Consider the following 22387-nt stretch of genomic DNA (forward strand, 5'->3'; position numbering starts at 1 on the left):
ACCTTCTCCCCGCAAGCGGGGAGAAGGGGAAGAAGACGATCACGCCATGCTCAGCTCGTGGCGTCCCACCACCATCCAGTGCACCTCGTCCGGACCGTCGGCGAAGCGCAGATGCCGCACGTCCTGGTACATCTCCGCGAGCGGGGTCCAGTGCGAAATGCCGGTTGCGCCGTGCATCTGGATGGCCTGGTCGATGATCTTGCAGGCGCGCTCCGGCACCATGGCCTTGACCATGGAGACCCAGACGCGTGCTTCCTTGTTGCCGAGCACGTCCATCGCCTTGGCGGCCTTCAGCACCATCAGCCGCATCGCCTCGATCTCGCAGCGCGCCTGCGCGATGATCTGCATGTTGCCGCCGAGATGGGCGATCTTCTTGCCGAAGGCCTCGCGGGTAAGGCCACGCTGTACCATGAGGTCGAGCGCCTTCTCGGCCTTGCCGATGGTACGCATGCAGTGATGGATGCGGCCAGGGCCAAGGCGGAGCTGCGAGATCTCGAAGCCGCGGCCTTCGCCGAGCAGGATGTTCTCCTTCGGCACGCGGACGTTGTTGAAGCGCATGTGCATGTGGCCGCGCGGGGCGTGGTCCTGGCCGAACACGTGCATAGGCCCGAGCACCTCGACGCCGGGCGTGTCGCGCGGCACCAGGATCTGCGATTGCTGCTTGCTCGGCGCAGCATCCGGGTTGGTCTTCACCATGACGATGAGTATCTTGCAGCGGGGATCGCCGAGACCCGAGATGTAGTACTTTTCGCCGTTGATCACCCATTCGTCGCCGACGAGTTTCGCGGTGGTCGAGATGTTCTTGGCGTCGGAGGAGGCGACGTTCGGTTCGGTCATGACATAGGCCGAGCGGATCTCGCCGTTGAGCAGCGGCTTGAGCCACTTCTCCTTCTGCTCCTTGGTGCCGACGCGCTCCAGCACCTCCATGTTGCCGGTGTCGGGCGCCGAGCAGTTCATGGTCTCGGAGGCCAGCGGGCTCTTGCCGAGCTCGGCCGCGATATAGGCGTAGTCGAGATTCTTCAGGCCCTGGCCGGTCTCGTCATCGGGCAGGAAGAAGTTCCAGAGACCTTCCTGCTTCGCCTTGTTCTTGGCCTTCTCCAGCACCTCGAGCTGCTTCGGCGTGAAGCTCCAGCGGTCCTGCTTGCCTTCTCCCGCCTTGGCGAACTCGATCGACATCGGCTCGACGGTGTCGCGGATGAACTTCTTGACGTGGTCATAGAGCGGCCGGACCTGCTCCGACATCCTGAGGTCGTTGAGCTCGTCGCCGGGATTGAGGGTGTAGTTGGTGGTACGGGGAATGTAGGCGTGTTTTGTCATTGTTCCTCCCGGGGTCACTGAGATCGCATTGGGCCGGAGAATAGTCGCAGCGCAGCCAAAGCGCGAGCGCGCATTTTTCACGCGCACCATGCCATGCGATGGAATTTCGTGAGGGCGTTTGAAATGTTGTTTGAATGGAGGGGCGCGCTGGGCACGCCCGCGCCACACTCTCCGCAGTCATCGCCCGCGCAGGCGGGCGATCCAGTACTCCGAGACAGCGATGATTGAATCGAGAAGCCGCGGCGTAGTGGATTCCCCGCCTTCGCGGCGAATGACAGCGGTGGATGTGGCTAGCTCGCCATCCGATGCATCGCGCAGATCTTGTTGCCGTCGAGATCGCGCAAGTAAGCCAGATAGAGATTGCCGCCCGGGCCCTGGCGAATGCCGGGCGGATCCTCGATGGATTTTGCGCCGGCTGCGATACCAGCCGCGTGCCACGCGTCGACCTGCTCCGGGGAATTGCAGGCAAAGCCGATCGTGCCGCCATTCGCGCAGGTCGCCGGTTCGCCGTTGATCGGCTTCGACACCGAGAACACGCCGGTCTTGGTGATGTAGAAGATGCGATGGCCGTCGACCCTGGCCGGCCGCACTTCGAGCGTGCCGAGCAGTTGGTCGTAGAACGCCTTTGCCTTGTCCAAGTCGTTGGTGCCGATCATGACGTGCGAGAACATTTGCCCATTCCCTTCTGCGCTCACAAGACGAGGTGCCGTAGGGTGGGCAAAGCGCAGCGTGCCCACCACGACATCCGAAAAATGCTCATGGTGGGCACGGCGCAAGAGCGCCTTTGCCCACCCTGCGAAATCTCAAAACGCCGTATAGCCGCCGTCGATCACGAAGGTATCAGCGGTGTGATACGACGACGCCTTGCTCATCAGATACACCGCGATGCCGCCGAAATCGGATGCTTCGCCGAAGCGCCGCATCGGAATGCGCGGCATGACGTTGGCGACGAACTTGTCGTTGGCCATGAGCCCCGCCGTCATGTCGCTCTTGATCCATCCTGGCAGGATCGCATTGGCGGTGACTCCGTGGCGCGCCAGCTCGACGCCGAGTGCGCGCACCAGCGCGTTGATGGCGGCCTTCGTCGCGGCATAATGCTCGTTGCGTGCCGTGCCGAAGATCGAGGCGAGACTCGAAGTCGCGACGAGGCGGCCGAAGGGATCGCCGGCATTGGCGCGATCCGTCATGTGCTTCGCGGCGGCCTGGAAGGCGTGGAACACGCCGTCCAGATTCGTCGCGAACATCGCGCGCCATTCCTCCTCGGTGCGCTCGATGAAGGAGCGCCGGCCGCCGCCGCCGATGCCGGCATTGGCGAAGCAGCCGTCGACCCGGCCAAACGCATCGAGTGTCGCCTTCATCGCGGAATTCACCGACGCGGGATCGGTGACGTCGCAGACGCGGGTCTCGACCTTGCCGGCAAGGCCGGCCATGCTGGCGGCCGCAGCCTTGTTCTTGTCGGCATTGCGGCCCCAGATCGAGACGTTGCAGCCCTGGGCCGCGAGCGCCTGCGCGATGCCGAGCCCGATGCCGCCATTGCCGCCGGTGATCACGGCGACGCGGCCGGTAAGGTCGAAGAGGTTCATGGCGTTCCCTGCTATTGGCAAGTTCTCAGCAAGTCATCCTGGCATGCCGCAGCATCAGCCGCTGCGCACAAGATTGCTTGCCATGCTGCGATCACCATGGACAAGGTCGCGACAAAAATCAAATATGCGCCCCGGCAAAAGTAATTCCGGTCTGCGAAACTGACGCAGGCCGCAACCGACGAGGAAACCATGCAGTTCAAACACGTCACGCTCGATTTCGATGGCGCGGTCGCGATCCTCAAGCTCGACCATCAGGAGGTGATGAACGCGGTCTCAGTGGACATGCTGGGCGGCCTTTCCGAGGCGCTCGATGCGATCGAGGAGAAGAAGGACGAGGTGCGCTGCGTGGTGCTGACCGGCGCGGGCCGCGCGTTCTGCACCGGTGCGAATCTCCAGGGCCGCAACAACCAGTCGAAGAAGACCAAGGCCGGCCTGACGCTGGAAACCGGCTTCCACCCTTTCCTGCGCCGCATCCGCAATCTGCACTGCCCGATCGTCACCGCGGTCAATGGTCCCGCCGCCGGCGCCGGCATGAGCTTCGCGCTGCTCGGCGACATGATCCTGTGCGCGCGCTCGTCCTATTTCCTGCAAGCCTTCCGCCGCATCGGCCTCGTGCCGGATTGCGGCTCGACCTGGCTCCTGCCGCGCCTCGTCGGGCGGGCGCGCTCGATCGAATTGTCGCTGATGGGGGAGCGGCTGCCGGCCGAGAAGGCGCTGGAATGGGGCCTCGTCAATCGCGTCTACGACGACGGCGTACTGATGGAAGAGGCGATGAAGCTCGCGCGCGATCTCGCTAGCGGCCCGACCGTCGCCCTCTCCCTGATCCGCAAGCTCTATTGGGACAGCCCGGAAAATTCCTTCGAGGATCAGCTCAATCTCGAGTTCCAGTGCCAGCTCCGTGCTGGCGACACCCAGGATTTTCGCGAGGGCGTCGGCGCGTTTCTCGAGAAGCGTCCCGCGCAGTTCAAGGGCAAATGATCGAGGCCGAACTCTCCCGCAGCGTCGCGCGCTGGTGCAGCGGGGCGAGCGGCGTCACTGGAGCGGCCAAGCTGTCGGGCGGCGCCAGCCAGGAAACCTGGCGCTTCGATATCGTGCATCCTGATGGACCGATCGGCGCGATCCTCCGTCGCTCACCGAAGGGCTATGGCGCAGCACCGACGCGTGCGGCGGGTCTTGCCGCGGAAGCGCAGCTGATGCAGCTCGCCTACGAGGGCGGTGTGCCGTCACCGCGCGTGATGCATGTGCTGGTGCCGGAAGACGATCTCGGCACCGGCTTCATCATGCAGCGGGTCGAGGGCGAGACCATCGCGCGCAAGATCCTGCGCGACGACGAATACGCCACGGCGCGGCCGCTTCTGGCGCGGCAGATCGGCGGCATTCTTGCGGCCCTTCACAGGCTGCCGCGGAACAGGCTGCCCGAACTGCGCAGCCGGGGCGCGACCCAGGAGATCGCCGAATTCGAGCGCGACTATCGCAGCCTGAACTGGCCCAAGCCCGTGTTCGAGCTGGCGCTGCGCTGGCTGCGTGACCACGATCCCGGTCCCGCGGCCGAGACCACGCTGGTGCATGGCGATTTCCGCAACGGCAATCTCATCATCGGCGCCGACGGCGTCCGTGCCGTGCTCGACTGGGAGCTCGCCCATCTCGGCGACCCCATGGAGGATCTCGGCTGGGTCTGCGTCAACTCCTGGCGCTTCGGGGAGATCGACAAGCCGGTCGGCGGTTTTGGAACACGCCAGGAGCTGTTCGCCGGCTACGAGGCGGCGGGCCGAAAAGTCGATCCGGCGCGCGTGAAATTCTGGGAAGTGATGGGCACGCTGCGCTGGGGCATCATGTGCGGCGGCATGATGCAGCGATTCCGCGAGGGGCCCGACCATTCGATGGAGCGGGCCATGATCGGCCGCCGGGCCTCCGAGACCGAGATCGATCTGTTGCGGCTCTTGGTGCCGCGCGGGAGCTGACGCATGCAGGACGAACCGACACCGATCGAGCTGACGAAAGCGGTCGCCGATTTCCTTCGCAACGACATCGCGCCGCTGATCTCGGGCCACCAGGCCTTCAAGCTGCGCGTCGCCATCAACATCCTCGATCTCGTCACGCGACAGCTGACGCGGGAGGAGGGGAGTGATGCCAACGAGGTCGAGCGCTTGCGCGCGCTGCTCGGCGAGGACGGCTCGGTCATGGAGCTGAACCGCGCACTCGCCGAGCGGATCGCCAAGGGAGAAATCGATCTCGCAACCCCGGGCCTCGCCGAGCACCTGTGGGCGACCACGATGGACAAGCTCGCCGTCGATCAGCCGAACTATGCGTCCTACAAGCGGGAGCTGGAGCGGGGCGGGTAAACGACGCTCCATCCGCCGTCATTCCGGGGCGTCGCACAGCGACGAACCCGGAATCCATTCATCTGCGCGTTCTGCCGCCTAATGGATTCCGGGCTCGCGCCTGTCGGCGCGCCCCGGAATGACGAGCGGAGAGAAACGCGGTCACCTCCCCACCCATTTCGGCGGCCGCTTCTCCGAGAACGCCTTCGGGCCCTCGATATAGTCCTGCGAGGCCACCATCGCCTTGACTGCCGGATACTCGCGCTGCTCCTCGATCGCCTGCTCCAGCGACACGCCAAGCCCCTTCTGGATCGCCTGCTTCGAGGCGCGGATCGACATCGGCGAGTTCTTGGCGATCGTCTCGGCCCAGCGCAGGGCGGCGTTCAGCGCCTCGCCCTGCGGCACCACCTCGTTGACGAAGCCGAGCTCATGGCCCTCCTTGGCGCTGACATGGCGTGCGGTCAAGATCATGCCCATCGCGCGTTTCAGCCCGATCTGGCGTGGCAGCCGGTGCAGGCCGCCGGCGAGTGCGGCCAGGCCAACGCGTGGCTCGGGCAGGGCGAAGGTGGCGTTCTCCGAGGCGATGATCAGGTCGCAGGCCAGCGCGATCTCGAAGCCGCCGCCCATCGCGACGCCGTTCACGGCGGCGATGATCGGCTTGTCGCAGTCGAAGCGGGAGGTGAGGCCGGCAAAGCCGCCCTTGTCCCAGCCGCGCTTGCCGCCGGCCGCCTGCCACTTCAGGTCGTTGCCGGCGCAGAACGCCTTGTCGCCGGCGCCCGTGACGATCGCGATCCACTGCTCGGGATCCCCTGAGAAATCGTCGAACACCTTCTGAAGCTCGAAATGCGCATCTGTGTGCAGCGCGTTGTAGACTTCGGGCCGCGACAGCGTGACGATCGTGATCGGCCCCTTGCGTTCCACCTTTGAGAATTTCAGCTCCATCGCGCGCTCCCGCATTTTCTCGTGAAGGAATATTTGACGACATACTACCGCGCGCTGGCGGCGGAGTACCATCGAATTGCGCTGGTGCGCCTTGCGCGCGCCACACGCCTCGGCTTGCTTGACTTGCACGCGCTCTTCTCACCTTAATCATGCGAAACATGAGTGCGCCTAGCGCCTTAACGCAAAACGACAAAATCAATCCGGGAGAGAAGCTTTGGATTTCTCATTGCCTGCCGATCTCGTCGCCTATCTCGGAGAACTCGAACGTTTCATCGAACGCGAGATCAAGCCGCTGGAGGAGGCCGACGACAACATCCGCTTCTTCGACCACCGCCGTGAATGGGCACGTACCGATTTCGAGAATGGCGGCCTGCCGCGCCACGAATGGGAAGCGCTGTTGCGCAAGGCCAAGGATCTCGCCGACGCTGCCGGCCATCTGCGTTTTCCGGTACCGAAGCAATATGGCGGCAAGGACGGCTCCAATCTCTGGATGGCCGTGATCCGCGAGCACTTCGCGGCCAAGGGCCTCGGCCTGCACAACGATCTCCAGAACGAGCATTCCATCGTCGGCAATTTCCCCGTCGTCACCATGCTCGACCGCTACGGCCGCGACGACCAGAAGGCGATGATCGACGGCTCGATCAAGGGCAAGTACCGCATCACCTTTGGCCTGACCGAGCCGCATCACGGCTCGGACGCGACCCACATGGAGACGCGCGCGGTGCCCGCGACCCGCGACAACGTCAAGGGCTGGATCATCAACGGCGAGAAGATGTGGACCACCGGCATGCACGTCGCCACGCACTGCGCGCTGTTCGCGCGGACAAGCGGCAATGACGGCGATGCCCGCGGCATCACCTGCTTCCTGGTGCCCGCGAAGAGCCATGGCGTGAAGGTCGAAGAATATATGTGGACCTTCAACATGCCGACCGATCATCCCCGCGTCAGCTTCACCGACGTCTTCGTGCCGGAAGATGCGCTGTTCGGCGAAGTCGGTCGCGGCCTGTCGCTGGCGCAGTGCTTCGTGCACCAGAATCGGATCCGCCAGGCGGCGAGCTCGCTGGGCGCTGCGGTCTATTGCATCAATGAGAGCGTCAAATACGCGCGTGAGCGAAAACCGTTCGGCAGGGCGCTCGCCGAGAACCAGGCGATCCAGTTCCCGCTGGTCGAGCTCGCGACGCAAGCTGAGATGCTGCGCCTTCTGATCCGCAAGACCGCCTGGGAGATGGACCAGCTCACCGAGGAGCAGATCGAGCGTACGCTCTCCGACCGCGTCTCGATGTGCAACTACTGGGCAAATCGCCTCGCTTGCGAATCCGCCGATCGTGCCATGCAGGTCCACGGCGGCATGGGCTATTCACGCCACAAGCCGTTCGAGCACATCTACCGCCACCACCGGAGATATCGCATCACCGAAGGCAGCGAGGAGATCCAGATGCGGAAAGTGGCGGGGTTCCTGTTCGGCTATATGGGGCCGGGGAAGCATTGAGTCGTTACCGCGCGTTATCTCTCCCGAGTCGTCCCCGCGAAGGCGGGGACCCATAACCCCAGGGAGAAGTGTGGCGCGGGAAAGCAATTCCGTGTCGTCGCCAAACTCTACCCTGTGGATGTGGGTCCCGGGCTCGCGCTGCGCGCGCCCCGGGATGACGAAATGGATAGACCGCGGTTCAATTCACCCTTCGATCCTTCTCCGCCCAATAGGGCTCGCGCAATTGCCGCCGCAGGATCTTGCCTGAGGGATTGCGCGGCAGTGCCGGCAGGAACTCCACGCTCTTCGGGGTCTTGTAGCCGGCGATGCGCTCGCGGGTGAAGTTGATGATGTCGGTGGCGCTCGCCTGCTTGCCCGGTTTCATCACCACCACCGCCTTCACCGCCTCGCCCCATTTGTCGTCGGGCACACCGATCACGGCGGCCTCGGCAACGTCAGGATGATCGCACAGCGCGCTCTCGACCTCGGCCGGGTAGATGTTCTCGCCGCCGGAGATGATCATGTCCTTGATGCGGTCGTGGATGTAGAGATAGCCGTCCTCGTCCATGTAGCCGGCATCGCCGGTGCGCAGCCAGCCGTCGCTGCGCAGCGTCGCGGCGGTCGCTTCAGGCAGGTTCCAGTAGCCCGCCATGTTCGAGCCCGAGCGCGTCGCGATCTCGCCGACCTGGCGCGGCGGCAGCGGCTTGCCGTCCGCGTCCAGGATCGCGATCTCGACGCCCGGCAGCGCCTTGCCCGCCGAGCGCATCCGCTCGAGCCCCTCGACGTGATCCTCCGGCGGCAGTGCCACGATCGTTCCTGTCGTCTCGGTCATGCCGTACATCTGCACGAAGCCGCATTTGAAGACGTCGATGCACTCCTTCAGCAGCGCCGCCGGAATCGGCGAGGCGCCATACAGCATGTATTTCAGCCGCGAGAAGTCCACCGTCCTGGCGCGCGGCTGCCGCACCACGAACTGCATCGCCGCCGGCACCATGAACAGCTTCGTGATGCCCGATTGCTCGAAGAAATCCAGCACCTTGGTCGGATCGAATTCGCGCGCGATCACGCCGCGGGCACCGTGATAGAGACCCATCACGCCCCAGCCGGAGCCGCCGATGTGGAAGACCGGCATCGCGACCAGCGACACGTCGTCGGTCGACCACCGGTTCCACTCGGGCTTGTCCTCGGCATTGCCGGTCTGCACCAGGTTGAGGAAGTTCGCATGGCTCAGCATCGCGCCCTTCGGCTTGCCTGTCGTGCCCGAGGTGTAGAGCTGGATCGCGATGTCCCTGGTGCCGATCGGCACCTTCGGGTCGTCGCCACTCTGCGCATCGCGCCAGGCCGCAAAATCCTGCCATTCCGGTGCGCCGCCTTCGGTGGTGATGACGGTGCGCACGCCGGGCAGCCGGTCCCTGATCTGGCGGACCTGTGTGATGAACTCCGGCCCGACGAACAGCACCGGCGCTTTGCAGTCTTCGACGATGAAGGCGACTTCGGGCCCCGCGAGCCGCCAGTTCACCGGCGCCATCACGATGCCGGCTTTCATCGCGCCCATCAGCAGCTCGAAATAGAGGTCGCTGTTCTTGCCGAGATAGGCGATACGGTCGCCGCGTCTGACGCCCATTGCAAGAAGCGCGTTGGCGACCTTGTTGGTCCTGATATCGAACTCCGCAAGGCTGGTGAGGCGGCCTTCGAACTCGTAAGCGATGGCATCGCCGCGGCTCTTCGCGCGCTCGCGCACGATGTCGGCGAGGTTCGCCAATGGCTGTGTGGACATGTTTCTCCCGTGACGTCTTGCTTTTATGCTCGGGAGTGTGGAGTCAATTGCGGGTAAAGACAATACGAGAGAGCCCCGCTGCGCGGGAGACCTCCGCTGTCGTCCCGGACAAGCGCGCCCTAAGCGCGCGCAGATCCGGGACTCATAACCACAGGGAGAGATTTTGCGAAGACTCGGAGTTACTTGTCTCGCACCACACTGCTCCCTGTGGTTATGAGTCCCTGCTTCCGCAGGGACGACAGGTGCGGGTGGGGGAAAAGTGTCAGCCCCTTACATGCCGCCGCTTTCGTGAAACACCATCACCCCCGCTTCGCCCGGTCCTTCTCGTTCTGCGCCATGATGCTCTCGCGCGCGGTCTTCCAGTCGTCGTCGCTCCAGTCGCGCAGCTGATAGAAATTGCCGCCCATGGCGAGGGCCTGCGCGCCGTCCATGGCGATGGTCTCGCCGTTGATCCAGTCGCAGCCGCCGGAGATCAGGAACACCGCGACGTTCTGCAGCTCCTCCATGGTGCCGACGCGGCCCATCGGGTTCATCGCCTTGGTGCGCGCGCCGGCCTCGTCACCGGGCTTGATGCGCTTGCTCATGCCTTCGGTCGGGATCTCGCCCGGGGCGATGGTGTTGAGGCGGATGCCGTAGCGGCCCCATTCGGTCGCCAGCGACATCGTCATGGCGTGGATCGCCGACTTGCTCATTGCCGACGGCACCACGTAAGGCGAGCCGTTGCGCACCCAGGTCGTGGTGATCGAGACGACATTGCCGGGCTGCTTCAAGGCGATCCAGCGCTTGCCGACCGCATGCGTCACGTAGAACGTGCCGTGCATGACGATGTTGGCGACGGCATCGAAGCCGCGCGGGGACAGTTCCTCGGTGCGCGAGATGAAATTGCCGGCGGCGTTGTTGATGAGGTCGGTCAGCGGAGCCTCGCGGAAGATGTTTTCCACCATCTCCTCGACCGCGAGCGCATTGCGGATGTCGACGCCGTGGCTTGTGACGCGGCCGCCGTGGAGATCCATCAGCTCGGTTGCGGTCTCGTCGCAGACGATCTTGCGTCGGCCGCAGATGTGCACCTCGGCGCCGAGCTGGAGGAAGCGTGCAGCCATCGACTTGCCGAGACCGGTGCCGCCGCCGGTGACGAGAATGCGCCGGCCGGCCAGAAGATTTTCCTTGAACATGGGTGTTTCCCCCGTAGGGATTGTCAGTTAATTGGTCGATTGACTAAATCCGGCCGCCGGCGTCCTGTAAAGCGGCACTGAACAAGAACAGGGGAGAATTCGTCCATGGAAGAGCGCGTCTCGATCTCGATCTCGGAAGGCGTCGCCGACGTGCGGCTGGTGCGCGCGGACAAGATGAATGCGCTCGACCAGGCGATGTTCGAGGCCCTTGTCGCCGCAACCGAGCGGCTGTCCAGGGAGAAAGGCCTGCGCGCCGTCGTGCTCTCGGGCGAAGGCCGCGCCTTCTGCGCCGGCCTCGACATGGGGCGTTTTGCCGCCATGAAGGAGAAGGGCGGCAACGGAATTCCGGGTGGCGAAAATCGCGATCTCACCAAGCGCACGCACGGCCAAGCGAACTTTCCGCAAGCTGCGGTGTGGGGCTGGCGCCAGCTTCCGGTACCCGTGATCGCGGCCGTGCACGGCGTTGCGTTCGGCGGCGGTTTCCAGCTCTCGCTCGGTGCCGACATGCGCTTTCTCTCGGCGGATGCGCGGATGTCGATCATGGAGATCAAATGGGGCCTGGTGCCCGACATGGCGGGCACGCCGATCCTGGCCTCGCTCGTGCGCGACGACATCCTGCGCGATCTCACCTACACCGGCCGCATCTTTTCCGCCCAGGAGGCGATGGCCTACGGCCTCGCCACGCGCATCTGCGACGACCCGCGTGCTGCGGCGCTGGATGCCGCGCGCGAGATCGCAGGGAAGAGCCCCGATGCGATCCGCGCGGCAAAGCGCCTGCTCAACAATCTCGCGGTCGATCCCGGCCCGGCGCTGCTTGCCGAGTCCGTCGAGCAGCAGAAGCTGATCGGCAGCGCCAACCAAACCGAAGCGGTGCGCGCCAATCTGGAAAAGCGCGCGCCGAGATTCGCGGATTAGCAGTTCGCCGTCATTCCGGGGCGATACGAAGCATCGAGCCCGGAATCCATAACCACGATCGGGAGTATGGATTCCGGGCCTGCGCCTTTGGCGCATCCCGGAATGACGACGGTAGGTTTGGCCGCATTCTCGAACCCGACGAAAGATCGGAAAACAACAATGAGCGAAACGTCCCACTTCCTCGGCATCGTCTCCGGCGAGCGCCGTCGTGCCCATGCCGAGGTCGCAGACCGTAGCGACCGCATCGCCTCCGGCCTCGCCAAGCTCGGCGTCAAGCCAGGCGATTGCGTCTGCATGCTGATGCGTAACGACATCGCCTTCCTCGAAGCCGCCTATGCCACGATGCGCCTCGGTGCCTATGGCGTGCCGATCAACTGGCACTTCAAGCCGGAGGAGATCAACTATATCCTAGAGGACTCCCGCGCGTCGGTGCTGATCGGCCATGCCGACATGCTGCACGGCTTGCGCGATGCGATCCCTGAGGGAGTCACCGTGCTCAGCGTGCCGACGCCGCCGGAGATTCTGTCCAATTACAAGATCGATCCGGCTCATCTGACGACGTCTGACTTCGCGATCGACTTCGAAGCCTGGCTCGTGCAACACCCGCCCTATGACGGCCCGGTCGTGCCGCAGCCGATGAACATGATCTATACGTCAGGCACGACCGGCCATCCCAAGGGCGTCCGCCGCAACGCGCCGACGCCGGAGCAGCAGGCCGCCGGCGAGCGCATGCGCGCGATGATCTACGGGCTCAAGCCCGGCGCCCGCGCGCTGCTGCCGGGGCCGCTCTATCATTCCGCGCCGAACTCGTTCGGCATCCGTGCCGGCAAGCTCGGCGGGGTGCTGGTGCTGATGCCGCGCTTCGAGGCAGAGGAATTTCTGCAGGCGATCGAGCACTACAAGATCGACACCATCTTCATGGTGCCGACCATGTTCATCCGCCTGATGAAGCTGCCGGAGAAGGCGCGCAAGCAGTACGACGTCTCCTCGCTGCGCCACGTCATTCATGCCGCGGCGCCATGCCCGGCAGACGTCAAGCGCGCCATGATCGAATGGTGGGGACCGGTGATCTGCGAGTTCTATGGCTCGACCGAATCCAGCGCCGTGACCTTCGCGACCTCCGAGGATGCGCTGAAGAAGCCCGGCACCGTCGGCAGGATTTCGCCGGGCGCCGAGCTGCGCTTCATCGGCGAGGACGGCCGCGCGCTGGGCGTCGGCGAGATCGGCGAGATCTATTCCCGCATGGCCGAGATGGCCGATTTCACCTATCACAACAAGCCGGAGAAGCGCGCCGAGATCGACCGCGACGGCTTCATCACCTCTGGCGACGTCGGTTACATCGACGAGGACGGCTACGTCTTCATCTGCGACCGCAAGCGCGACATGGTGATCTCGGGCGGCGTCAACATCTACCCGGCCGAGATCGAGTCGGTGCTGCATGCCGTGCCGGGCGTGCATGATTGCGCCGTGTTCGGCATCCCCGACGCTGAATTCGGTGAGGCGCTGATGGCGGTGGTCGAGCCGCAGGCCGGTGTCACGCTCGATGAAGCCGGAGTCCGCGCCGCGCTGAAGGCGCATCTGGCCGACTACAAGGTGCCCAAGCACATCGAGATCCGCACCGGCCTGCCGCGCGAAGATTCCGGAAAAATCTTCAAGCGCCGCCTGCGCGATCCTTATTGGGAGCAGGCGGGTCGGAAGATCTGACGGTGCGTAGCCCGGGTGAGCGCAGCGATATCCGGGACGACCAGCAACCACTGTCCCGGATGTCGCTGCGCTCATCCGGGCTACGAGACCGAGGGGCTTTCATGAGCGACACGACAGATGGGGACATCACAAGCGAAGTCCTCTACACGGTCGCCGACCATATCGCGACCATCATGCTGAACGCGCCGGAGCGCATGAACACGATCTCCGGGCCGATGCTGAACGATCTCGCTCGCCTGTTGACCGAGGCCAATGAGGACAGGAACGTCCGCGTCGTGATCCTCACCGGCAAGGGCAGGGCGTTCTGCGCCGGCCTCGACCTGCGCAAGGAGCGCGACGGTAACGGCCTCAGCGCGGCGTCCTCCCCGACCACGATCAACCTCCGCAACACCCCGCCCACGGTCCTGCATGCGATGGACAAGCCCACCATCTGCGCGGTCAACGGCGGCGCGGCTGGTTACGGCATGGACACCGCGCTGGGCTGCGACATCCGCATCATGGCCGAGTCGGCAAAGCTCGCCGCAGCCTTCGTCAAGCGCGGCGTGGTGCCGGAGTCCGGCGGCACCTGGCTGTTGCCGCGCATGCTCGGCTGGGCCAAGGCGTCAGAGCTGATCTTCACGGGCCGTACGCTGAGTGCGCGCGAGTGCCTGGAATGGGGGCTCGCCAACGAGGTCGTGCCGGACGCCGAGCTGATGGGCCGCGCCATGGCCATCGCGCGCGAAATCGCCGCCAATGCGCCGCTGGCGGTGCAGGCCTCCAAACGCATGATGCGGATGGGCCTCACCGAGAACTTCCAGGACCACGTCCACCACGTCTATCTGCAGCTCCTGCCGCTGTTCAAAACGGAGGACATGGCCGAGGGCATGAAGGCCTTCATGGAGAAGCGCGCGCCGAAATTCGAGGGGCGGTAGCCGGTTGTCCGTCCCCAGAGCAATCGCGTGTGAGAGCGATTTCGCCTGCGGCCATCCCGCGAGACGCCCGCCGTCGGCGGGCCCTCAGGATGAGGACCTGGTGTGCGGCGCCACTTCCAGCGGGCGCCAATGCTGCTTAGCCTCATCCTGAGCCCCAGCGCCGAAAATGGAGAGGGGACCGCGAAGCCGTCGTCTCGAAGGACGAGGCGTGCGCTCAGCTCGCGCAAAATGCGATATTCGCGTCATCAGGGCTACGCTGTCTTAGCAGAGACAGATTTCGTGCCTATATGAGCGGCGTCACTGACTTCCGGATCATCCCATGGCTCCCGTTTCCATCCTGCTCAACCTGCTCTGGATCCTCTTCGGCGGCGCCTGGATGGCGTTCGGCTGGGTGATCGCCGCGGTCATCATGGCCATCACCATCATCGGCCTGCCCTGGGCGCGGGCGGCGTTCAACATCGCCGTCTACACGCTGCTGCCGTTCGGCTCGCGGGCGGTGCGCCGCGACGAGGTCACCGGCATGAGCGATATCGGCACCGGCCCGCTCGGGGTAATCGGCAACATCATCTGGTTCGTGCTCGCCGGCTGGTGGCTGGCGCTCGGCCATGTCCTGACCGCGCTGGTCCTCGCGATCACCATCATCGGCATCCCCTTCGCCTGGGCACACCTGAAGCTCGCGGGCATCGCGCTCTGGCCGATCGGCAAGGTGATCGTGCCGGCTTGAGGCGCGGACGCGTCAATGTCGGTCGCTGGGGCCGGTGCGCTCCGGCCGAGCAGACTTTGGAGCTTCGCGGCGATCGACGCTCCTGTGGGACTCTCGCATCATTAGGCTCGCGGCGAATTCTCTCGAAACTCGCGCGGCGTTATGCCCGCCATGCGGCGGAACGCACGGGCAAAGTGAGCCGGGTCGGTGTAACCCGTGGCGAAGGCAACATCGATTATCCTGGCGTCCGTCTTGCGCAGCAAGTCGGCACCTTTCTCGAACCTGACCTGATCGAGCAAGCGAGAGTAAGTCAGTCCTGCGCTTGCGAGGCCGCGCTGAAGGCTTCTCACGCTGGTCCCGGCGATCTCCGCCACCTCGGCGATGCCGGGGGGGCCCTTATCCAGGTACGATGGAAGCATCATCTTGAGCGATGTTATGGCATCGGTGCCGATGCGCTGAAACTCGCGCTCCGTTGGGCCTGATGCCGCGGGCTTCACCGGATTGGGCAAGCTCAGCATTGAAATGGGCACATCAATCCATGAAACCTTCTGACCCGACAGGAAGCGCGTGTGGGGCCACCGAGATTGGGTCTCGGGACCAGGCGTGTATCGAGCTTCAAAGGCGATGGTCGCCGGCGCCCAGTTCGGCCCTGCAAACTGGCGGATGGCGTACACCATCATCACGTTCTGCAGCCATTGCGTATGCTCGAGATGCAGAGTTCCAGCAGTTCCGGAGATGCTGTTGCAAACCCTCAAGAGGTCATCATGACGCTCGAGCCAATAGCGGACGAAGTTGTCTTCGATCTGGATAAGCTGACACCATTGCTCCAAGACGGAAAACAGGGTCGGCGCGTGGCGAACCGCAGCTTGAAGTTGGTCACTCATATGACCAAAGTGCATTCGTTGGACGGCCCGAAATCCAAGATCCGTAATCCCCTGCGATGATTGTGCAATCGTTGCGAACTGAAGTGCGGGAATGAGTGGGAAGTAGTCATTGGGCTTCTGTTCGGGATGTGCTGGCAGGCCGAACCTGCTCAGCATCCGTTCAGCCGGGGCCCCGACATCGTTCAAAACCTCAACGAAAGGGGCAAGCAAGGCGCAGCGCGCCACGACAATGGCCTTCATGGTCGTGCCCCGGGACGTCACGGCTTTCCGCTGTCCCGGCCTCCCAAGGTGATGCAACCGTGCGCCTTGCTCGTGATGCTACTTTAGACTGAGTTCAAGATCAACCTTGCCACGCTGCGCTGCGGCATCATGCCGGTGCTACCCTTCGCAACGGTTGGCGAAGTCGCGCTTTGGCGCGCGATGGCCATACGTAGCGGCGCCTTCTGCGTAAACATTGGCGAATATGTCGGAAGAGCGGAGGTTTTGCGCCGCATCATGAAGCGAGTCTCCACGCCGTCCCGATACGCTGTCCGAGCGGCCATCGCCGCGTCGCTGCGCCAGGACCGTGCGGTGCTCCCCCAAACGGCGCACCGGCTCGGCATCAGTGCCCGCTCGCTGCAGCGCCGCCTTGCCGAGATGGGCACCACCTACGCTGAGCTCGTCGCGGAGGTTCGGCTCGACACCGCCTGCCATCTGCTCGCGGAATCGGACGAGAACATCGCCGACATCGCTGCGCGTTTGGGTTTCGCAGGTGCCAGCAGCTTCAGCCGCAACTTCGCGCGCTTGATGAAGATCCAACCCAACGTCTATCGGCGACAGCAGTCAAACCGGACGAATGGCGCGAAATGCGGTCCTTTTGCCCGAAAGCCGGCAGGTAAGCGCTTCTCAGGACCTCGAAATGACTAACTCGACCTCGGAATGATTGGCGCGAAATGGCAAGACGCGGCGACATCGAGAGATCATTCTGCACGCTGTGCGAGCGTGCCTCGATTGTCAGTGAACCGGGAAGCGCGTCATGCAGGCATTTGGAATACCTGCCGTTAACCAATTGGGTTTTGGCAGGCAACAGCCAACGAAAAAGACGAGCGGCAAACAGGAGTGAACGTCACATGCGGATCGCTGGACTAGATCGGATTATCGCAATTCTCGCCCTGGCCATGACGTTTTGCAGCGCCAGTGCGTCGCTCGCCCAGAACGCGGCGGCACCGTCGTCCATGAAGACCATCGGCACGCCAGCAGCCTCAGCCAAACCCGAGATCGTGCCGTCGCTGTTCGTGCTCAACTCCCGCGGCGCCACGTTGCAAGGCGACACACTCACTTTGACCGGCGTATCGCCCAGCTCCATCATATTTGCCGACCGTCCAGTACGGTCCGCAGGCCACCAGGCGACCGCCGACGTGATCGCGGAGTGGGGATCGGGTGACGACAGTTTCACCAAAAATCCTCCGAACGCGACCGTTTCCGTGCTGGGCAAGGATGGTTCGGTCAAGGACGCCGTCGTGGTCCTCAAGAACCCGAAGCTCGAGGGCGACAAGCTCACCTTCCATGTCCAGACTCTGGAAGGCGATCTTGCCGGCGCCGACGGTGGCGCTGCCCTCTTCATCGACATCATCGGGCGGCCATTCACGCCGATGTCGTTCGCCGGCGTTGCCCGGCGTAGCGCGTTCCGCGGCGCGATGTATGCGGGCGCCGCATATGGCGCGGCTGCGTACTATCACCCCTACGCGCGGCCGGCATGCGGCTATTACCCGTATCCGCCCTGCTATTGAGACGAGGGAAGCGGGTTTCCCCTTAGCTCGGTGAATTGAGCGACCAACGCATCGAAAGATTTCCAGTTCTTCATTTCAACGGAGTTCGTATCATGGATATCACCCGTCGCAACGTAACGATCGGCGGCATGAGCCTGCTCGCTAGTTCCTCGATAAGCACAATGGGCCACGCCGAGCTCGGCGAACTTCTCGGCATCGGCGAGGGACTCGAGGAGTTCGCACTTGCCACCGACGCCTATATCTTCGGCTATCCGCTCGTGACGATGGAGATGACGCGCCGTGTCATCACCAACGTTGCAACGCCGGTCGGCACGCGCGCGCCGATGGGCCAGATCATCAAGCTGCGCAAGTATCCTGATGCGTCCTTCCGCGACGTGACGGCACCAAATGCAGACACGCTTTACACCAGTGCGTTCTTCGACGTCGGCAAGGAACCGTGGGTGCTCAGCATCCCGGACATGAAGGGCCGTTACGCACTCTTCCCGATGCTGGACGGCTGGACGACGGTGTTCCAGGTGCCGGGCAAGCGGACGACCGGTACCGGCGCGCAGACCTACGCCATCACGGGCCCGGGATGGAAGGGCACGCTGCCGTCCGGCGTCAAGGAATACAAGTCGCCCACCAGCATCGTGTGGCTGCTCGGCCGCATCTATTGCACCGGCACGTCCGAAGACTACGCCGAGGTGCACAAGCTGCAGGACGAATGCAGGCTGGTCCCGCTGAGCTCCTATGGCAAGCCCTACACGCCGCCTGGAGGCAAGGTCGATGCTTCCATCGACATGAAGACTGCTGTTCGTGATCAGGTCAATCGCATGGATGCGACGGCCTATTTCACGTTGCTCTGCAAGCTCATGAAGGACAATCCGCCGGCGGCCGCCGACGCGCCGCAACTCGCCAAGTTCGCGAGGATCGGAATCGTGCCAGGGCAGGATTTCGACGCAAGCAAGCTCAAGGCCGACTTCGTCAAGCGCGTTCCGGAGATCGGATTCGATCGCATCATGCTTCAGTTCAAGATCAACAAGGACATGAAGGACGAGAACGGCTGGGGCTTCACCACCAAGACCGGCATCTACGGTACCGACTATCTGATGCGGGCGCTGGTTACCGCCATCGGGCTCGGCGCCAACCGGCCGCAGGACGCCGTATATCCAACATCGCTGAAAGACGCTGAGGGCCGCAAATACAACGGTGCCAACAAATACGTGCTGCGATTTGCCAAGGGGCAGCTGCCGCCGGCGCTCGGGTTCTGGTCGCTGACGATGTACGATTCGAACTATTTCTTCGTGAACAATCCACTCGACCGCTACTCGATCAGCGCGCGACAGAATTTGAAATCGAATCCTGACGGCTCCACCGATCTCTACATTCAGAAGGACTCGCCGGGGAAGGACAAGGAATCCAACTGGCTTCCCGCACCGTCAGGCGATTTTGTCCTGATGATGCGGCTGTATTGGCCGAACGAGAAGAACCCCTCGATCATCAATGGATCTTGGAAGATTCCGCCGGTCAAGCAGGTCACCTGAGCCGAAGGCATACGACGGCACAAACTCTCAAATACCTCGGCTGGTCCGGCCTGCGGCTATGACCTCATCCGCTCCGCCATCGACGCCAGCGCTTTGGCGCTGGCGTCCGCCGAATAAAAGAACAATGGTGACAAAGGAGAGCATCCCATGTTGACGAAACGCGATCTGCTTCGCTCCGCTGCAATGACCGCGCTCGCCGTCACAACGGCGAGGTCCACCCCGGCAATTGCGCAGAACAAAGCCGATTGGCCCAGGCTGTTAGAGGCCAAGGACATCGCCGAGGCAGGTTTCATCTACGGCCTGCCAATCGTGATGAACTATGCAATCATGTACGAATACGCGGTCGACCGCAATTCGGGGCAGTTCAAGGCACCGTTCAATCAGATCAAGAACGAGCCGAATGTCTACACCTACAAGGATACGGCGATCGTCACGCCCAATAGCGACACGCCCTATTCCTTCGTGTGGCTGGATTTGCGGGCGGAGCCGGTGGTGCTCTCGGTGCCGGCAATCGATCCGAAGCGCTACTACTCGGTCATGCTCTGCGACGGCAATACTTACAATTACGGGTATATCGGCACCCGAGCCACAGGGAGCGAGGCCGGCGACTACATGGTGGTCGGGCCCGACTGGAAGGGCGACACCCCGGCGGGCATCAAGCGAGTGTTTCGTTCGAGCACACAGTTATCCCTCGCGGGCTATCGCACCCAGCTTTTCGGCCCGGATGATCTCGACAACGTCAAGAAGGTGCAAGCTGGCTACAAGGTGCAGATGCTCTCGGCTTATCTGAAACAGACGCCGCCGCCGGCCGCGCCAGCCATCGACTTCCCCAAGATCGACAAGGAACTCGTGAAGACCAACTTCTTCGATTATCTCGACTTCGCGCTACAATTCGCGCCGGCACAGGATAATGAGAAGGAGATACGCTCCAAGCTGGCACGCATCGGGGTCGGGCCGGGCAAGACCCTCAACTTCAAGGACCTGCCACTGGAGCACAAGCTGGAGCTTGGCCTCGGCATGAAGGAGGGGCAGCGGAAGGTGGACGAGGCCGTCGCATCTGCCGGCAAAGCGATCAACGGCTGGCGCGTTAGCGGTCTTCCAGGCGATAGCGCCCACTACAATGGCGACTGGTTGAAGCGAGCCGTCGCCGCTCAGGCCGGCATTTACGGCAATGACCCGGCGGAAGCGACCTATCCGTTCACGCGTGTTGACAGCGACGGCCGGACGCTCGACGGCAGCAAGCACAATTACACACTGACCTTCCGGGCGGGACAACTGCCACCGGTGAACTCCTTCTGGTCGGTGACGATGTATGACGGCAAGAGCCAACTCCTGGTCGAGAACCCGATCAGCCGCTACCTCATCAACTCGCCGATGTTGCCCGGCATGAAGAAGAATGAGGATGGCTCGCTCACCCTCTACATCCAGAAGGACAGCCCCGGCGCGGACAAGGAAGCAAACTGGCTGCCTGCGCCCAATGACACGATCTATCTTGTCATGCGCCTGTACTGGCCGAAGAGCGAAGCACCTTCGATCCTGCCGGCCGGCGAAGGGAGCTGGCAGCCGCCTGGCATCAAGCGGGTTTGACAGACGTCCGAATGCAGATCGGTTCGGCAAATGGTCCGGTCAGATCGGATGCCGCATACTTTTGGCGCGGACCGTGACCACCCGTTGCAGTTCAGCGACGGCCATTTTGGGTTCAGACACAATTGGTGTCGGGGGTAGAGAATGACGCCATCCAGGCAAGAATCTCGGGTTCGGTTCATCCGCTCGAGTCTCGGCGCGGCCATGGTGCTGCTCGGCTGCGTGCCCGAAGCGGCATATGCCGATGAGGGTGGGGTTTCGTACTGGCTTCCCGGCCGGTTCGGCAGCCTCGCGGCGGCCCCGGCGGTGCCGGGCTGGTCGATAGCGGCGGTGTATTATCACACGACCGTATCCGCATCCGGAGCCACAGCCGCGGCGAAGGAAATCCAGATCGGCAGGTTTCCCGCGACGGTGAACAGCAGCCTCAATCTGCATCTCAATGCGCAGGGCGACCTCGTTCTGCTCAACCCCACCTACACCTTCGCAACTCCGGTGCTCGGAGGACAATTGGCCATTGGCGTAACCGGCCTGTTCGGGCGGTCGAGCGCCGACCTGAGCGGGACGCTGACCGCGGTACTCGGACCGCTGGTGATAACGCGCAACGGCACCATCGCCGACTCCATCACATCGGTCGGCGACCTCTATCCGCAGGCGACATTGAAGTGGAACGCCGGGGTCCACAATTTCATGACCTATGTGACCGGGGACATTCCGGTCGGCGCCTATTCGCCAATCCGACTTGCCAATCTCGGTATCGGCCATGCTGCTATCGACGGCGGCGGCGGCTACACCTACTTCAATCCGCAGACCGGCCACGAGTTTTCGGCTGTCGCGGGACTTACCTACAATTTCAAGAACCACGACACACAATATCAGAATGGCATCGACTTTCACTTCGACTGGGGCGCCTCCCAGTTTCTCTCCAAACAGCTTTTTGTCGGACTGGTGGGGTACGGCTATCAGCAGATCACCGACGACTTTGGACAACACCCGATCCTCGGTGGTTTCCGGTCACGGGTCGTTGGCGTAGGTCCGCAGGTCGGATACCTGTTTCCGGTTGAAGACATGCAAGGTTATCTCAACCTGAAGGCATATGGCGAATTCGCGGCGGAGAACCGGCCGGCAGGATGGAATGCGTGGTTGACGTTCTCGATTTCGCCGATGGCTCCTGCCGGCACGGTGGCGCCGACCCGGCGGATGGTGACGAAATAGGCCATGGTCGCACGCGATTCCTCGCGTTGCCCGGTCGGGCAAAGCACGCCACATGCAGGTCAAGGGGCCAGAACCGTCCTCAGATTTCGCAGCTGGTCAGATTCAATGCCTTGCGCAAGCCACCAAACGCCTTGAGCCGACAGGGCTCGGTATTGTCGGCGGCCTTTGAACGCTGGACATTGGCAGTTCGCTTGATAACGGCTGCCTTCGGTTTTGGCTTGGGACGTTCGGCGGTCGCGATCTTCTTCGAATGGTGCCGATGACGGGTGATCGCTTCCGGCTCGCGCGAACCGAGATGGATGTCTTCCGGCGGAGCAACGGGCGGTTCGACCAAAGCAGCCTGTGTCGGCATCTCGCTGCTCACAGCGACGACGTCAAGGCGATCGGCCTTCGCCAATACGTCATGTGCAGCCGGGATGGCTGCGTTTTGCTCGGCAAGCGGCTGGACGATCGCGCGACGCGGTGGAGTTCTCAGCTCCATTGCCGAGAGCATTCCTACGCTCAACAGGATAAGGAGGCCCAACAACGCCATTCTCAGCATAATGTGCCTCTAACCAAGGTTAGTGCCGCTGAAAATTCTCCGCTGCAATAAGGCAACTTGT

The 22387-nt window shown here is 63.2% G+C and carries 21 protein-coding genes; 13 read left to right on the forward strand and 8 right to left on the reverse strand.

Going from position 1 to position 22387, the window contains the following annotated elements:
• Positions 1-39: 39 nt before the first annotated feature.
• The 3 genes from H1B27_RS19115 to H1B27_RS19125 form a co-directional block, all read right to left on the reverse strand.
• Positions 40-1317, reverse strand: coding sequence for an acyl-CoA dehydrogenase family protein (locus tag H1B27_RS19115; RefSeq protein ID WP_197967108.1), 1278 nt, complete (start codon positions 1315-1317; stop codon positions 40-42).
• Positions 1318-1607: 290 nt separating this feature from the next.
• Positions 1608-1988, reverse strand: coding sequence for a VOC family protein (locus H1B27_RS19120; RefSeq protein ID WP_061878136.1), 381 nt, complete (start codon positions 1986-1988; stop codon positions 1608-1610).
• A gap of 132 nt (positions 1989-2120) precedes the next feature.
• Positions 2121-2900 carry an SDR family NAD(P)-dependent oxidoreductase gene (locus H1B27_RS19125; protein WP_197967109.1) on the reverse strand — a complete coding sequence of 260 codons (780 nt, stop codon included), beginning with the start codon at positions 2898-2900 and terminating at the stop codon, positions 2121-2123.
• A 189-nt stretch (positions 2901-3089) separates the two neighbouring features.
• On the opposite strand from H1B27_RS19125, the gene H1B27_RS19130 reads away from it, so the two are divergent.
• From H1B27_RS19130 to H1B27_RS19140, 3 genes are read left to right on the forward strand one after another with little or no spacing between them, the layout of a single operon-like run.
• Entirely contained in the window at positions 3090-3878 is a 789-nt protein-coding gene (locus H1B27_RS19130) for an enoyl-CoA hydratase/isomerase (protein ID WP_061878134.1), read from the forward strand.
• On the forward strand, positions 3875-4861 hold the full coding sequence (locus H1B27_RS19135; RefSeq protein WP_061878133.1) for a phosphotransferase family protein: 987 nt from the start codon (positions 3875-3877) through the stop codon (positions 4859-4861). Before H1B27_RS19130 ends, H1B27_RS19135 begins: the two co-directional genes overlap by 4 nt.
• A gap of 3 nt (positions 4862-4864) precedes the next feature.
• Positions 4865-5242: a DUF6285 domain-containing protein gene (locus tag H1B27_RS19140; RefSeq protein WP_061878132.1), complete on the forward strand. Its 378-nt coding sequence runs from the start codon at positions 4865-4867 to the stop codon at positions 5240-5242.
• A gap of 141 nt (positions 5243-5383) precedes the next feature.
• Here the strand turns inward: H1B27_RS19140 and H1B27_RS19145 are convergent, their stop codons facing one another.
• Positions 5384-6163 (reverse strand): enoyl-CoA hydratase-related protein, encoded by a 780-nt coding sequence (locus tag H1B27_RS19145; RefSeq protein WP_197967110.1) that lies wholly within the window; start codon positions 6161-6163, stop codon positions 5384-5386.
• Positions 6164-6377: 214 nt separating this feature from the next.
• On the opposite strand from H1B27_RS19145, the gene H1B27_RS19150 reads away from it, so the two are divergent.
• Positions 6378-7652, forward strand: coding sequence for an acyl-CoA dehydrogenase family protein (locus H1B27_RS19150; RefSeq protein ID WP_197967111.1), 1275 nt, complete (start codon positions 6378-6380; stop codon positions 7650-7652).
• A 178-nt stretch (positions 7653-7830) separates the two neighbouring features.
• On the opposite strand, the gene H1B27_RS19155 is transcribed toward H1B27_RS19150, so the two are convergent.
• Together H1B27_RS19155 and H1B27_RS19160 are read right to left on the reverse strand one after the other, a co-directional pair.
• Positions 7831-9408 (reverse strand): fatty acid--CoA ligase, encoded by a 1578-nt coding sequence (locus H1B27_RS19155; protein ID WP_197967112.1) that lies wholly within the window; start codon positions 9406-9408, stop codon positions 7831-7833.
• Between the two features lie 299 nt (positions 9409-9707).
• Entirely contained in the window at positions 9708-10580 is an 873-nt protein-coding gene (locus H1B27_RS19160) for an SDR family oxidoreductase (protein WP_061878129.1), read from the reverse strand.
• Positions 10581-10685: 105 nt separating this feature from the next.
• On the opposite strand from H1B27_RS19160, the gene H1B27_RS19165 reads away from it, so the two are divergent.
• From H1B27_RS19165 to H1B27_RS19180, 4 genes are all read left to right on the forward strand, one after another.
• Positions 10686-11495, forward strand: a complete 810-nt coding sequence (locus tag H1B27_RS19165; protein ID WP_197967113.1) for a crotonase/enoyl-CoA hydratase family protein — start codon at positions 10686-10688, stop codon at positions 11493-11495.
• A 159-nt stretch (positions 11496-11654) separates the two neighbouring features.
• Positions 11655-13199, forward strand: coding sequence for an acyl-CoA synthetase (locus H1B27_RS19170; protein ID WP_197967114.1), 1545 nt, complete (start codon positions 11655-11657; stop codon positions 13197-13199).
• A 101-nt stretch (positions 13200-13300) separates the two neighbouring features.
• The gene (locus tag H1B27_RS19175; RefSeq protein WP_061878126.1) at positions 13301-14110 is read left to right on the forward strand and encodes an enoyl-CoA hydratase/isomerase family protein; all 810 of its coding nucleotides are present in this window, start codon (positions 13301-13303) and stop codon (positions 14108-14110) included.
• A 319-nt stretch (positions 14111-14429) separates the two neighbouring features.
• Positions 14430-14834: a YccF domain-containing protein gene (locus H1B27_RS19180; RefSeq protein ID WP_197967115.1), complete on the forward strand. Its 405-nt coding sequence runs from the start codon at positions 14430-14432 to the stop codon at positions 14832-14834.
• 101 nt (positions 14835-14935) lie between these two features.
• On the opposite strand, the gene H1B27_RS19185 is transcribed toward H1B27_RS19180, so the two are convergent.
• Positions 14936-15937, reverse strand: coding sequence for a helix-turn-helix transcriptional regulator (locus H1B27_RS19185; protein ID WP_197967116.1), 1002 nt, complete (start codon positions 15935-15937; stop codon positions 14936-14938).
• 129 nt (positions 15938-16066) lie between these two features.
• Between H1B27_RS19185 and H1B27_RS19190 the strand changes: the two genes are divergently transcribed.
• The 5 genes from H1B27_RS19190 to H1B27_RS19210 all read left to right on the forward strand — a co-directional run bounded on the left by H1B27_RS19190 (position 16067) and on the right by H1B27_RS19210 (position 21785).
• A complete protein-coding gene (locus tag H1B27_RS19190; RefSeq protein ID WP_197967117.1) occupies positions 16067-16603 on the forward strand; it encodes a helix-turn-helix domain-containing protein in 537 nt (178 codons plus the stop codon).
• A 251-nt stretch (positions 16604-16854) separates the two neighbouring features.
• On the forward strand, positions 16855-17466 hold the full coding sequence (locus H1B27_RS19195; RefSeq protein WP_197488673.1) for a hypothetical protein: 612 nt from the start codon (positions 16855-16857) through the stop codon (positions 17464-17466).
• 92 nt (positions 17467-17558) lie between these two features.
• On the forward strand, positions 17559-18989 hold the full coding sequence (locus H1B27_RS19200; RefSeq protein WP_197967118.1) for a DUF1254 domain-containing protein: 1431 nt from the start codon (positions 17559-17561) through the stop codon (positions 18987-18989).
• Positions 18990-19136: 147 nt separating this feature from the next.
• Positions 19137-20576: a DUF1254 domain-containing protein gene (locus H1B27_RS19205; RefSeq protein ID WP_197967119.1), complete on the forward strand. Its 1440-nt coding sequence runs from the start codon at positions 19137-19139 to the stop codon at positions 20574-20576.
• 201 nt (positions 20577-20777) lie between these two features.
• Positions 20778-21785, forward strand: a complete 1008-nt coding sequence (locus H1B27_RS19210) for a SphA family protein (protein WP_245311947.1) — start codon at positions 20778-20780, stop codon at positions 21783-21785.
• 79 nt (positions 21786-21864) lie between these two features.
• Here H1B27_RS19210 and H1B27_RS19215 read toward each other — a convergent pair whose 3' ends face one another.
• Positions 21865-22326 carry a hypothetical protein gene (locus H1B27_RS19215; protein ID WP_197967120.1) on the reverse strand — a complete coding sequence of 154 codons (462 nt, stop codon included), beginning with the start codon at positions 22324-22326 and terminating at the stop codon, positions 21865-21867.
• Between the last annotated feature and the right edge of the window lie 61 nt (positions 22327-22387).

Origin of the sequence: Bradyrhizobium diversitatis, assembly GCF_016031635.1 — a bacterium.
Classification (GTDB): Bacteria; Pseudomonadota; Alphaproteobacteria; order Rhizobiales; family Xanthobacteraceae; genus Bradyrhizobium; species Bradyrhizobium diversitatis.

Bases quoted from the DNA above. Each gene is read 5' to 3' on its own strand.
- H1B27_RS19115 (WP_197967108.1), bottom strand. From the start codon at position 1,317: ATGACAAAACACGCCTACATTCCCCGTACCACCAACTACACCCTCAAT.
- H1B27_RS19170 (WP_197967114.1), top strand. From the start codon at position 11,655: ATGAGCGAAACGTCCCACTTCCTCGGCATCGTCTCCGGCGAGCGCCGT.
- H1B27_RS19130 (WP_061878134.1), top strand. From the start codon at position 3,090: ATGCAGTTCAAACACGTCACGCTCGATTTCGATGGCGCGGTCGCGATC.
- H1B27_RS19165 (WP_197967113.1), top strand. From the start codon at position 10,686: ATGGAAGAGCGCGTCTCGATCTCGATCTCGGAAGGCGTCGCCGACGTG.
- H1B27_RS19125 (WP_197967109.1), bottom strand. From the start codon at position 2,900: ATGAACCTCTTCGACCTTACCGGCCGCGTCGCCGTGATCACCGGCGGC.
- H1B27_RS19210 (WP_245311947.1), top strand. From the start codon at position 20,778: ATGGTGCTGCTCGGCTGCGTGCCCGAAGCGGCATATGCCGATGAGGGT.
- H1B27_RS19215 (WP_197967120.1), bottom strand. From the start codon at position 22,326: ATGCTGAGAATGGCGTTGTTGGGCCTCCTTATCCTGTTGAGCGTAGGA.
- H1B27_RS19185 (WP_197967116.1), bottom strand. From the start codon at position 15,937: ATGAAGGCCATTGTCGTGGCGCGCTGCGCCTTGCTTGCCCCTTTCGTT.
- H1B27_RS19155 (WP_197967112.1), bottom strand. From the start codon at position 9,408: ATGTCCACACAGCCATTGGCGAACCTCGCCGACATCGTGCGCGAGCGC.
- H1B27_RS19175 (WP_061878126.1), top strand. From the start codon at position 13,301: ATGAGCGACACGACAGATGGGGACATCACAAGCGAAGTCCTCTACACG.
- H1B27_RS19195 (WP_197488673.1), top strand. From the start codon at position 16,855: ATGACGTTTTGCAGCGCCAGTGCGTCGCTCGCCCAGAACGCGGCGGCA.
- H1B27_RS19135 (WP_061878133.1), top strand. From the start codon at position 3,875: ATGATCGAGGCCGAACTCTCCCGCAGCGTCGCGCGCTGGTGCAGCGGG.
- H1B27_RS19120 (WP_061878136.1), bottom strand. From the start codon at position 1,988: ATGTTCTCGCACGTCATGATCGGCACCAACGACTTGGACAAGGCAAAG.
- H1B27_RS19180 (WP_197967115.1), top strand. From the start codon at position 14,430: ATGGCTCCCGTTTCCATCCTGCTCAACCTGCTCTGGATCCTCTTCGGC.
- H1B27_RS19205 (WP_197967119.1), top strand. From the start codon at position 19,137: ATGTTGACGAAACGCGATCTGCTTCGCTCCGCTGCAATGACCGCGCTC.
- H1B27_RS19160 (WP_061878129.1), bottom strand. From the start codon at position 10,580: ATGTTCAAGGAAAATCTTCTGGCCGGCCGGCGCATTCTCGTCACCGGC.
- H1B27_RS19200 (WP_197967118.1), top strand. From the start codon at position 17,559: ATGGATATCACCCGTCGCAACGTAACGATCGGCGGCATGAGCCTGCTC.
- H1B27_RS19190 (WP_197967117.1), top strand. From the start codon at position 16,067: ATGCCGGTGCTACCCTTCGCAACGGTTGGCGAAGTCGCGCTTTGGCGC.
- H1B27_RS19140 (WP_061878132.1), top strand. From the start codon at position 4,865: ATGCAGGACGAACCGACACCGATCGAGCTGACGAAAGCGGTCGCCGAT.
- H1B27_RS19145 (WP_197967110.1), bottom strand. From the start codon at position 6,163: ATGGAGCTGAAATTCTCAAAGGTGGAACGCAAGGGGCCGATCACGATC.